Here is an 11,503-nt window from a genome sequence, read left to right as displayed (position 1 = left end):
ACTAGCCTGCAATGTGCAATAGTGAATCTATCGGCTGCTTTGACTGCAAAGTAGACTTTGAGCAGAATTCACTGACTGACCGGTATAAGCCCAAACCTGACCTTCGGCACAATTGAGAATCTTAGTTCAATGGTCGGTTTAAACGTGCGCATTCTTCGGTGAGGGAGTTACGCTCGATGATCAATGGCGCTAAGACTACGGTAGAGGAAACAAGCAGGTTTACGTTATGCGAAGTACAGTCTTCTTGCCCTTAGTGGCATTTTTCCTATGCAACAATGTCTTAGCTCAATCCGCAACGGCAGCTTCTCTTGGGCTTTACGAGGTTTTTGGCGTTGAAGACGGAAGCATGCTGAAATTGCGTGCAGGACCGGGAATAGGGTTCAATGTGATCGTGGGACTTCCAAATGGTACCGCTTTAAGAGTTCACAGTTGCGAGCAGACCGGCGGCACCCGTTGGTGCCGCGTGTCCTTGCAACGTGCGCATGGCCTAAATGGGTTTGTCTCTTGGGCATATTTGCGAAAGTTGTAAGCATGACCTTGTTGCGGTGCCATCTTAGATGCTCAGATTTTTTTAGAAGAACCAAAATTGAATTGGTTAAGGTTGTATCCTAGCTTCGGCCAATATTGCACACACAATAGCTATTCAATCGAATGGCAGCGAACGACTGCTCCTAGCCCAAAGAGGTCACTGCCTTAACATTGACCATATACATTGTTACCGGTCTTTAATTTGCTTGTTGGTAGATATTTGTGATCCAAATGAAGCAGAGTTCGCCTTTGTATTTCTTCTTTGATTTTGGGCGGCGAAATACCAGAAAAACTACGCACAAGCTCGCACCTCGACCTAAGTTTCCCTTGCTTACTCAAGCTTATCCAAAAATTTGTAGTCTGTTGGCGGATCGTCGCAAATACCTGGCCCACACTCCAATAGAGCTGAGCCTGCGTTGGCGGCTCCCAAAGCTAAGATCAACATGAACGCCGTTTTGGCCAACTTGCTTCCACCGAACCGTTCCGATGCCCTAACGTCCGCAGCTAGATCATATTGCTTTTCAAAGACAAGCATCACCGCGGTTCCGAGTATGATCAATCCGAAGGCTATGCCGGCCCAAGTGTAAAAATGCAGACCAAGAACCGGAGACCCATAGTGCCCGGTGCCGGGCACTATGTGCAGTAGGATTTGGCGGATCGAAACGCTGATACCGAATATTGCTGCCACAAGGACGATTCCGTAGTTCCTTGCACGCGTACCCCATAACAGATTTAGCCCTAGCCCAAACCCCACGGCCACGAAACCGACACGCTGCAATAGACATAGCGGACAGGGTAATTCGTAGAGAACAAGTTGAAAATAGAATGCAAGAACCAACACTAGGCAAACAGCCAGGGCACCAAGCGCGTTCATATTTCGGGCAAATTCAGGTGACATGGAACGATCTCACAGTTGGATTGAAAGCGGCGTTGTTGCATGAAATTTAAGCCAATAAACGCTCGCCAAAAGCGTAACTACGAAGAGGGCGTATGAAAGGCGGACGAGTTTATAGTAAGCAAGCCCCAAGGCGCATGTGAACAACGCAAATAGTAATGCAATCATATTGATCCCTTTGATTTTTTGCCTTGCCGAGACTAGCAGATACTGAGGACACCGTTTCCTTTTCGAAAATCGGTTCTAAGCACCTTATCAAGTCTCGAATGATCTTCCGCATTGTTTGCTATACTGCCCCTCTGGGATTTCACTTTATGCCTCTGGGTCTTCCGAAGATATCCCGAGCTGTGCTAGTTCATCCCAAACACCATCAGGGATGGACCACTCTGCCCATTCCATCGCCTGTTGAACATGCTGAGGCCATGTCACTCCGCAAACGGTCGAAGTGATGTAGTCATTTTTCAAAGAGTGTTGCAACGCGACCGCCCCGACTGGGACATCGTAGTGACCGCATACCTCTTCAACAGCACGTATTGGCGCAAGTACTTCATCATCTGCAGGACGATAGACATAAAAGCGATGGATCGCGCTTCCTCGGGCAAGTGCACCTCCGGAATAAGGTGCTGCGTTCAATATCGAAACGCCTCGTGATTTCGCGAGTTCTATCAGAGGTGCCGCGTTGTCGTTTACCAGTGTGTGCCGGTTGTGTGTCAGGACCACGTCAAAATCCCAACCCTCCAAAATTGGCATCATCAAGTCTATACGTCCCGCTGCGATTCCGACCGCTTTTGCCAGACCTTCCTCCTTGATACGGAACAACTCTTCAATCGCGCCACCTGGTCCTTTGACCTCAGATAGATCACTTGCATATTCGACATCATGGACGTGGAGTATATCGACGCTGTCGACGCTTAGGGCCGAAAGACTTTCCTCGAATGACCTACGTGCCTGAGAAGCATCAAAGGCACCGGTTTCCATATCCCGGTCGACTTTGGTGGAAAGCACCCGCCCTTCCGGCCAACCGCCAAGCTCACGAATGACAGTTCCTATGCGCTCTTCACTTCGCCCCATGGCATAGCAACGGGATGTGTCCAGGAACGCATTTGGCTGCGAAAGAATTGCCCGAATTGTATCAATCGCGCGGTCTTCCTCAACTCCATACCCATAGATTTCCGGAATACTTCCCAACCCTGTCGATCCAAACCCGACGCGAGGAACCCGTATCCCTGTCTTCCCAATTTCGCGTAGCTCCGCCATGCCAACCTCCCAATTGGTTCCGGACGTTCATAGATGTTGCGCGAGTAGTCTGTTGAAAACAAGTCAGAGTTTCCGCGACGCTGTTTGGTCGTGCAGGAACCTTTCAAGCAATTACACTACGAGGGTCTTATGAAATGGCCACTTTGTCCCGCAGAGCTTTCATTCGTCGCAACTCTTTCCAATGTCTGCTTCGCGGACAAAGCTGCCACTAGCTAACAATTAAGCAATGGCAGCGGTTCGCGAGAAAGCGGACATGAAAATACCACAAAATATACCACTCAATGAAAGTATACGAGTATGGTCGGATAAAATCCAAAGAAACCCGCGAACGGGGTTACAGACATAAAATACAGAGGCTTTAGCAACCAAACGAGTTTCATCGAAATTTGGGAAAATCACCAAGTGGCGGACCGAGGAGGATTCGAACCCCCGACCCCTTGATTCGTAGTCAAGTACTCTATCCAGCTGAGCTATCGGTCCGCGTTGGTGAGGCGGTGTTTAGACCCGGGGCGGGGGACGTGCAAGCCGATTCTGCAAAAAATCATTAAAAAGTTAGATCGCCGCGTGGAAGGCTTATTTCGAAGGTTGTACCGGTGGGTCCGGTCTCTTTCAGCACGAGATCTCCACCATGTCCGCGCACCAGTTCCTGTGAAATCGCAAGTCCAAGGCCCGAGCCGCCCTTGCGCACGCCGCCTTGGAATGGCGTGAACAGATTCTCACGGGCTTTGGGTGGCAGGCCGGGGCCGGTATCGCGGATTTCGATGCACCAGCTGGCCTCCATGGCGCAGCCGGTGACAGTGACGCGCCCGGGTTTACCCGAGGCAACCAGAGCCTGCCGGGCGTTGCGCACGAGGTTCATGATCACGCGGAACAGTTGCTCCGGATCCGCGCGCACGACCAGATCCTCCGGCACTTCGTTCATGATTTCGACGCAGGCATCAGCAACGGCGAGCTGCTCGCTTGCGGCAACATCTTCGGCGATGTCGCGGACGCGCACCATGGTCAGGGTCGGCGCAGGCTCTTCCGCGCGGCCAAAGGCAAGGGTGCTTTCACACAGCGAAACCGCACGCGTGATCGAGTTGACCAGCTTGGGGGCCATGCGGCGGACAAGGGGATCATCGCTGGCTTCGATCCGATCCGTAAACAGCTGTGCCGAGGTCAGGATATTGCGCAGGTCATGGCTGACCTTGGCCACCGCACCACCCAACTGCGCCAGACGCTCGCGCTGTTTCAACGCCTGCGTCAGGTCGGTTTGCAACATCTTTAGGGCCTCTTCCGCCTCACGCAGTTCGGTGACCTTGGAGTTGGGAGTGATAATGCCGCGCGCATCCTCGGGCGCGCTGGCATAGCGTTGCATATAGCCGACAACGCTTTTGATCGGACGCACCAGCACGACGCGCACCGCAAGGAACAGGAAGAAGGCCGTAATGATCGAAATAACGAAAGACAGCCCCAGAATGCGCAGCCCATAGTCCACCATCGCCATGCGCAAAGGCATGCTATCAATAGTGACCTCGATCAGTAGACCGGCCCCTTTGACTGGCTCGCCAATCACGCGGATGACTTCATTCTCGGTGGTGAAAATCCGGTTCATTGCGTCGCGGATCAGGATCCACGGGCCAGCATCGCGCAGGTCATAGGTGTTGGTGATCTGTTCCGGGATCGGCGATGACAGCATCAGCTGCCGCACCTCATCGCGCCGCAGGACAACGTTGTAGACACCCGCATTTGCCAGTAGCTCGGCCTCAAGATCATCAGCGAGCATATCATCAGCCAGCAACGCCAAAGACGCGATCTGCGCGCGTTCCAGCCGGTTCAGCAGGAAGTCTTCTCGGAAACGCGCGATGGACGGCACAAAGATCAGGACCTCGGCCAACATCACGAAGACCGTCGTCAGGATCAGAAATCGGCCGGACAGCGAGTTCAATTGGCGCTCCTCTTCCGGTCAGGGGATCCAGCGTTGCACGAACCTGACCACGCGTTTAACCGTCTGATTCTCAAACAGCCTTGGCGAGAAATAAGCCCCCGCCACACGTTTGTTAAGTTCTCCGATCGTCGGATAGGGCGAAACCATCGCGGCGATCTGCCCCATCTTGAGGTTATTGGCCAGCGCAAGGGACCACAAGTTGATCAACTCTCCGGCCTGATGACCGACAATTGTCGCGCCTACGGGGCGTCCTTTCACGACCATGACCTTGATAAAGCCCTTTGTCTTACGCTCGGATATGGCGCGGTCATTGTGGTGGTAGTCGAAACGAGCAACCTCCATCGCATCGCCATGCTGTTCACGGGCCTGCGCCTCGGTCAAGCCAACTTGAGCCAGTTCGGGGTCCGTATAGGTGGCCCAAGGGATATGAGCGGTTTTCGCCTTTGACGGCAGACCAAATAGGGCTGAGCGGATGATGATGCCCGCGTGATACCCCGCTACATGGGTGAATTGCAGACCACCCGCCACATCACCAATGGCGTAGACCTTGCGGTTGGTCGTGCGCAGAGCGTCATCCACCTTGATCCCTGTGCGTGTGCGATCAATCCCGGCGACCTCAAGGTTCAGGCGTTCGACATTGGCCTTGCGTCCAGCCGCCATCAGAAGATGGGTCCCGGCAAAGATGTCTCCGTTCTGGGTGACAACTTCGACAGCGCAAGCCGAGCCTCGGATTTGCGCGACCATGGCTTGTTCTTGAATGTCGACGCCTTCGGACCGAAGGGTCTCCAAAACAAGGGCTGCAGCCTCGGGGTCATCCTTGCCCAGCGCCTTTGCGCCTTCGATCACAGTGACCTTGCAGCCCAGCCGGATATGGGCCTGCGCCATCTCTATCCCGATGGGGCCACCGCCGATAATCAACAGATGGTCGGGCTTATCCTTCAGATCAAAGATAGTTTCATTCGTGTAGAATGGTACCGAGTCCAGCCCCGGGATCGGCGGCACAAGCGGCGAAGAACCGGTGGCGATGACAACCCGCCTCGCGGTGATCACGTTCTCACCGGCCTGCACCTGTGTCGGAGACAGGAAGGTGCCGAATTCGCGGATCACCTTGACGCCGAAGCCCTCGAACCGTTCCTGACTGTCCATCGGCTCGATCTGAGCGATGACGCCCTGCACGTGATCCTTGGCTGCCGCATAGTCCACCTGCGGCACAACATCGGCCACGCCAAAAGGCGCTGAATGGGCCTGCCCATAGGCCATCTTGCCACTGGCGATCAGGGCCTTTGAAGGGACACAGCCAAAGTTCAGGCAATCCCCGCCCATCTTGTGGCCTTCCAGCAGGATCACATCGGCCCCCATCTGTGCGGCCCCTGCCGCAACCGACAAACCGCCCGACCCGGCGCCGATGACCAGGATATCTGTTTTCAGCTCTTTCATGGAATTCAGGCGTCCTTTTTCCCGCGCAGGGCTTTGATCAGAATGGGCAGAGCGGCCAATAGGCACAAGCCTATGATCGGACCGATAACAAAAGGTTCCCAAAGCAGCGAAACATCTGGCGTTTCTCCGCGATCAAAGACACCGCCCAGGCCGACACCGATCCAAGTGTAGACAATACCACCCGGAATGATGCCCAGCGCCGTAGTGAACAGGAAGTTGCGGAACTTCACGCCCACCAGAGCCGGGACCAGATTGGCCACAAAGAACGGAACCACGGGCACAAGACGCAGCAGGAACAGGACCGAGATTTCATTCTCCCGCAGGCCGTCCTTGAGTTTCTTGATGGTCCCTTCCGAGGATTCGAGTCGCGCCGTCAACGACTCACCCAAGCCCCAGCGCGCGGCCAGAAAGATGGCGGATGCGCCGATGGTGGCTGCGAACACGTTGAACGCGGTGCCTGCGAACAGGCCGAACAGGAAACCACCGGTCATCGAGGCGACGGCGGCCCCGGGCAGGGAAAACGCCACGATCACGATATAGATCCCAACGAAAGCTGCGGCCATGGCCCAATAATACTCATCCCTCCAGGCCAATAGGGCCTCGCGATTGTCGCGCAGGGTTTCAAAGGTCAGGTAGTCTCCAAGGGTGAAGAACCCCACCGCGGCAACGGTCAGTATCACAAGCAATGGAATATGCCGCGCAAACCCGCTGCGCGGTGCTTGGGTTGTTTCGCTCATCTGGCTGTCCGGCTTTGATTGTTTCATTCTGACCTCAAAATGCGCTTCCCTGTGGTCCGACAACAGGCCCCTCACGCGGCCTTGAACTCTGTGGCAGGGAATGTGAGGGTTCGGGGCGCAAAAAACCGGATTCTGAAATCTTTTGACCGGCCAGGTTACAGAATTGTTGCAAAAGGCGCGAAAACCCTTGCCTTGGGGTTTGACTTACCCCCCGCTTGGCAGTAGAGGACGGGCTTCGAACACTCGGGCTAGGCGAATCCGCGCCGCACCCACCGCTATAGATTGGAGACGGAGCGATGAAACGCACCTATCAGCCTTCGAACCTGGTTCGCAAACGCCGCCACGGTTTCCGCGCGCGCATGGCCACCAAAGCCGGCCGCAAAATCCTGAACGCGCGCCGTGCACGCGGCCGCAAATCGCTGAGCGCGTAAACCGCCTCACCGATCAGGTTATGAACATGACGCCGCCGGAGGCCCCTGAGGATGGTATCAACCAACCGAGGGTCAAGCCCCCGGCGGCGTCCGTTTGCGTGCCCAAACCTCTGACCGTTCTCAAGAATCGCTCCGACTTTCTGAAAGCGGCAAGGGCGCGTCGGCAAGGTACGTCCTCGATGATGGTGCAGGCGCGCAGGCGTGCGCCGGATGAGGGCGCAGGCATTCGCGTCGGGTTCACCTGTTCCAAGAAGGTCGGCAATGCGGTGGCCCGCAACCGCGCCAAGCGCCGCCTGCGTGAAGTCGCCCGTGCCGTACTGCCCACACAGGGGCATGAGGGCTGGGACTATGTCCTGATCGGCCGCGCCGAGTTCACCGCTGGGCGGGCGTTTGACGCCATGCTCGACGATCTGCGCTATGCGCTGCGCAAAATCCACGCCCCTCGCAAATGACGCTGCTGGCGCACATATTCGCCCTGCCCGTGCGCGCATACCGGTTGGTTTTCAGCCCCTGGGTCGGATTCAATTGTCGCTACCAACCCACATGCTCAGCCTATGCGCTGGAAGCGCTAGAGAAACACGGCGCGATCAAGGGCGCGTGGCTCGCCGCCCGTAGAATCGGGCGCTGCCACCCATTGGGTGGTACGGGGTATGACCCGGTGCCCGAGAAATCCGAAGACGATTAGACCAGCGCTAGATTCCCTCGGTCCGTAAACCTTCGGGTCGGGATAACTTCACGATCCAATTTACCCAGCAGAGTGTGGAGCAAATCCTCGTAGAATCGTGGCGAGTCGAAATACCAGCTGTGGCTGGCGGATGGCCCATCCGGGTAATCCGCGCGATTGTCATTGAAGAACTTGCCGCAATACAGGTTAACCGCCTTTTCAGGATGGTCCGAGGGCATACCCACCCGCCCTAATCTGCGCGAAACGCCCACGCGCTTGACCTCAGAGATCGAAAGAACCTCATCAAACGGGCTGTAGTAGCAGGTCAGCCTCGTACACCGCCGCATCAAGGATGAGTTCTTGGCGCTGCCTTCCCGGAAAGACTTGGCCGAAACATCCGCCGCGACAAAGGCGATCTGACTTGTGGTCCAGCTGTGTTGGGCGATCTCATGGTCGTCATCGGCGTAATCCATAGCCTCGCGCACCAGAAACGTCCCCATCGAATGCGCCAGAACGTAAACATTATGGGGGCAATCCGGGGTCTGCATTTTGGACAGACGTCTGATCCCGTCAATATACAGCTTATCCGCCGAGCGACGCGCATCGGCCCCGTCCGAGCTGTAGCCCAAGACGGATCCAACGCTTGGCCAGTCAAAGCTGACGATCACACCTTTTAAACCATGGGCCTCGAGCCCCTTCCGGATTTTGCGGTGCCGCTCCAGCATCTCGAACTGCTCGGTGTTGAAGCCATGCACGAAAAAGACGATGTGGCCCTTTTCATGATCCGTCGCCCCGACGGCCTGCTGCACCTTGCCCAGCCAGTCCGAAATTCGGATTTCATGTTTGCGCGCCGGTGTCTTTGCATCTGACGGTATCGCCAGATAGCGCGCCTTGCCCAGTTTGTTGGAATAGCTATTGCCGCTGCGTCCGCGGACGGTAACGAAATAGTCCAATTTAAACTCCGTCGATAAATCCGCAGAGCATATCACAGGCGGCGCTTTCCCCAAAAACCGGCCCGGGTTCACGACACCTTGCCCGCGCGCATCCTGCGCTGTAATCACGGCCCATGTTTGATGAAGCCGACGATATCCATCCGCTGTTTGCTGGCGCGCCCTCGACGACCGAGTTCAAGAAGCTGCGCAAACGCATCGTGCGCCAGACCCGTGAGGCGATCGAGCAGTACGGGATGATCGACCCGTCTGCCCATGACAAGGACGGCAAGCCGCCACGCTGGCTGGTCTGCCTGTCGGGCGGCAAAGACAGCTATACCCTGCTTGCTGTTCTTTATGAGCTGAAATGGCGCGGGTTGCTGCCGGTCGATTTTCTGGCCTGCAACTTGGATCAGGGACAGCCGGGCTTTCCCGCCACCGTCCTTCCCGAGTTTCTGGATAGGATGGGCGTTCCCCACCGGATCGAGTATCAGGACACCTATTCCGTTGTGATGGACAAGGTCCCGCAAGGCCGGACCTATTGCGCCCTGTGTTCGCGCCTGCGCCGGGGCAACCTGTATCGCATCGCGCGGGAAGAGGGCTGCTCGGCCGTGGTGCTGGGCCATCACCGCGATGACATTCTGGAAACCTTCTTCATGAACCTGTTCCACGGCGGGCGTCTGGCAACCATGCCGCCCAAACTGGTCAATGAAGAGGGCGACCTGTTCGTCTTCCGCCCGCTGGCCCATGTGGCCGAGGCCGATTGCGAGAAATTCGCCAAGGCGATGAACTATCCGATCATTCCCTGCGATCTTTGCGGCAGTCAGGATGGTTTGCAACGCCAGCAGGTCAAACAGATTCTCGATCAGTGGGAAAAGAACAGCCCCGGCCGCCGTCAGGTTATGTTCCGCGCGCTGACCAACGCCCGCCCCTCCCATTTGCTGGACCCGAAATTGTTCGACTTTTCAGGGCTTTCCCTGGATCTCAGCAAAAAAGACGAAAATTCTGCCAAAATTCCGCAGTTGCGTTAACGTCTGACTCAGACTGGTTTCCTACCGTTCACCTTGAGCGTTCGATGCCCAAGGCCTGGAATAGTTATGCGGAACCTTCCTGATTTTGACCGTTTTCTCCGTCCTGTGACCTCCGCCTTCAGCGGCCCATCTGCTCTGGCCTTTTTGCCAGCGCTCAGCCTTGGGGCTTTTTGGCTGGGCGGCGAACGCGCACTTGTCAGTGTGACGCTTGGCGTACCGTTGATATTCGCGGTGGCAGGGATTGTGAACAATCAGTCGAAAGCACGCGCAGTGCAGGCAATCGGTGGTGTGCTGCCGAACGACCAGTTCAATCTGGCCTTGGCAGAAAAGCTTGAAATCGCGTTGCAGCAAGAGGCTGGCGCCGCTTGCATCGCCATTGCAATCGACGGCTTTGCTGAGGTTGTGGATATTCACGGTCAAGCCTCCGCCGATCACATCCACCAGCAATTCTGCAGCCGCGTTCTTTCGATGATCCGCGACGATGATATTGCGATGTTGGTCGGGGATGACGGCCTGATGATCGGCTTGCATCCGTCGCAGCAACTGGATCTTGAGGCTTGTATTCAGATGTCCGGGCGCATCCAGTCTGCGGTAGAAGAGCCGATCATGCTCAATGGAATCGGCCTCTACCTGACCTGTTCGATTGGGTTCAGTATGAACAAAACCATTGCTGGCGATACGGTCTCCGACTGGAAAGCCGCCAGCACCGATGCGCTGACCGAGGCACAGCGCAGCGGGCCCTCGACGATTCGGGCCTATTCCTCCGAGACCCGGCGCAGGTCACTGGTCCGCAGCAATCTGCGCGAGGAGTTCGAGGCAGCGCTGGATCATGGCGACATCCGCCCGTGGTTCCAACCACAGGTGTCCACGGATACCGGCCGCGTCACGGGTTTTGAGGCGCTGGCGAGGTGGGAACATCCGCAGAAAGGCGTGCTAAGCCCGCAAGTCTTCCTGCCCTTCGCCGAACAAGCCGACCTGATGGAGCGTTTGGGTCAGGCCATCCGGCACCACGCCTTCACCGCCATGCGGGCCTGGGACAGGGCAGGCGTTATTGTGCCGCGTATGGGCGTCAACTTCTCCTCGGATGAGCTGCGCGCACCGGGCTTGATCGACCGCCTCAAATGGGAGCTTGATCAATTCGACCTGACCCCCGACAGGCTGACCGTCGAAGTGTTAGAGACCGTCTTTTCCCGACGCCCCGATGATGTGATCACCCGTAATGTCACCGGCCTTGCAGATTTGGGGTGCTGTATTGATCTGGACGATTTCGGCACCGGCCATGCTTCGATCGCGTCGATCAAGCGATTCAACGTCACGCGGATCAAGATCGACCGCTCATTCGTGGCCAAATCCGATCAGGACCCCAGCCAGCAACAGATGGCCAGCGCGATCCTGACCATGGCCGAACGCTTGAATCTTGAGACGCTGGCGGAAGGGGTCGAGACACCGGGGGAACATGCCCTGATGGCCCAGCTTGGATGTGATCACGTGCAGGGCTTTGGTATTGGCAAGCCAATGCCGTTCGAAAAGACGCTGGACTGGATGGCCGCGCATAACGGCAAGATGAACGGCGTTCCGAAAATCGGACGCCAAACCGGCTGAATTCCGTGAAAGAGTGGCCCGGAATGCCACGGCGCGACGAATTTGCAGCCGATTCCGCTTGACCT

General features: G+C 56.4%; 13 protein-coding genes and 1 tRNA gene. 6 read left to right on the top strand and 8 right to left on the bottom strand.

Going from position 1 to position 11,503, the window contains the following annotated elements:
* Positions 1-226 precede the first annotated feature (226 nt).
* Positions 227-529 (top strand): SH3 domain-containing protein, encoded by a 303-nt coding sequence (locus tag ACXAH8_RS21925; RefSeq protein WP_475220648.1) that lies wholly within the window; start codon positions 227-229, stop codon positions 527-529.
* Positions 530-859: 330 nt separating this feature from the next.
* Here ACXAH8_RS21925 and ACXAH8_RS21920 read toward each other — a convergent pair whose 3' ends face one another.
* The 7 genes from ACXAH8_RS21920 to ACXAH8_RS21890 all read right to left on the bottom strand — a co-directional run bounded on the left by ACXAH8_RS21920 (position 860) and on the right by ACXAH8_RS21890 (position 6,808).
* Positions 860-1,402: a disulfide bond formation protein B gene (locus ACXAH8_RS21920; protein WP_475220647.1), complete on the bottom strand. Its 543-nt coding sequence runs from the start codon at positions 1,400-1,402 to the stop codon at positions 860-862.
* A 33-nt stretch (positions 1,403-1,435) separates the two neighbouring features.
* Positions 1,436-1,591, bottom strand: a complete 156-nt coding sequence (locus ACXAH8_RS21915; protein ID WP_425084400.1) for a DUF5993 family protein — start codon at positions 1,589-1,591, stop codon at positions 1,436-1,438.
* Between the two features lie 144 nt (positions 1,592-1,735).
* Positions 1,736-2,680, bottom strand: coding sequence for an aldo/keto reductase (locus ACXAH8_RS21910; RefSeq protein WP_475220646.1), 945 nt, complete (start codon positions 2,678-2,680; stop codon positions 1,736-1,738).
* 403 nt (positions 2,681-3,083) lie between these two features.
* Positions 3,084-3,160: transfer RNA gene (locus tag ACXAH8_RS21905), tRNA-Arg, on the bottom strand.
* A 64-nt stretch (positions 3,161-3,224) separates the two neighbouring features.
* The gene (locus ACXAH8_RS21900; protein WP_475220645.1) at positions 3,225-4,607 is read right to left on the bottom strand and encodes a sensor histidine kinase; all 1,383 of its coding nucleotides are present in this window, start codon (positions 4,605-4,607) and stop codon (positions 3,225-3,227) included.
* An 18-nt stretch (positions 4,608-4,625) separates the two neighbouring features.
* Positions 4,626-6,044: a dihydrolipoyl dehydrogenase family protein gene (locus tag ACXAH8_RS21895; protein WP_475220644.1), complete on the bottom strand. Its 1,419-nt coding sequence runs from the start codon at positions 6,042-6,044 to the stop codon at positions 4,626-4,628.
* A 5-nt stretch (positions 6,045-6,049) separates the two neighbouring features.
* Entirely contained in the window at positions 6,050-6,808 is a 759-nt protein-coding gene (locus tag ACXAH8_RS21890) for a TVP38/TMEM64 family protein (RefSeq protein ID WP_475220643.1), read from the bottom strand.
* Between the two features lie 269 nt (positions 6,809-7,077).
* On the opposite strand from ACXAH8_RS21890, the gene rpmH reads away from it, so the two are divergent.
* The 3 genes from rpmH to yidD are packed head-to-tail and all read left to right on the top strand — an operon-like array spanning position 7,078 to position 7,897.
* Positions 7,078-7,212 (top strand): 50S ribosomal protein L34, encoded by a 135-nt coding sequence (rpmH, locus tag ACXAH8_RS21885; RefSeq protein WP_005980833.1) that lies wholly within the window; start codon positions 7,078-7,080, stop codon positions 7,210-7,212.
* Positions 7,213-7,238: 26 nt separating this feature from the next.
* On the top strand, positions 7,239-7,664 hold the full coding sequence (rnpA, locus tag ACXAH8_RS21880; RefSeq protein WP_475220642.1) for a ribonuclease P protein component: 426 nt from the start codon (positions 7,239-7,241) through the stop codon (positions 7,662-7,664).
* A complete protein-coding gene (gene yidD, locus ACXAH8_RS21875) occupies positions 7,661-7,897 on the top strand; it encodes a membrane protein insertion efficiency factor YidD (protein WP_475220641.1) in 237 nt (78 codons plus the stop codon). Before rnpA ends, yidD begins: the two co-directional genes overlap by 4 nt.
* On the opposite strand, the gene ACXAH8_RS21870 is transcribed toward yidD, so the two are convergent.
* Entirely contained in the window at positions 7,894-8,829 is a 936-nt protein-coding gene (locus ACXAH8_RS21870; protein ID WP_475220640.1) for an alpha/beta fold hydrolase, read from the bottom strand. The genes yidD and ACXAH8_RS21870 overlap by 4 nt on opposite strands.
* A 113-nt stretch (positions 8,830-8,942) precedes the next feature.
* Between ACXAH8_RS21870 and ttcA the strand changes: the two genes are divergently transcribed.
* Both ttcA and ACXAH8_RS21860 read left to right on the top strand, forming a co-directional pair.
* Positions 8,943-9,836: a tRNA 2-thiocytidine(32) synthetase TtcA gene (ttcA, locus tag ACXAH8_RS21865; RefSeq protein ID WP_475220639.1), complete on the top strand. Its 894-nt coding sequence runs from the start codon at positions 8,943-8,945 to the stop codon at positions 9,834-9,836.
* Positions 9,837-9,902: 66 nt separating this feature from the next.
* Complete coding sequence (locus ACXAH8_RS21860; protein WP_475220638.1) at positions 9,903-11,438, top strand: putative bifunctional diguanylate cyclase/phosphodiesterase; 1,536 nt, start codon at positions 9,903-9,905, stop codon at positions 11,436-11,438.
* Positions 11,439-11,503: the final 65 nt, after the last annotated feature.

Source organism: Ruegeria sp. ABV3_008, assembly GCF_056161185.1.
Note: the sequence above shows the minus strand (reverse complement) of the source record. Positions and strands in the feature narration are given on the sequence as shown.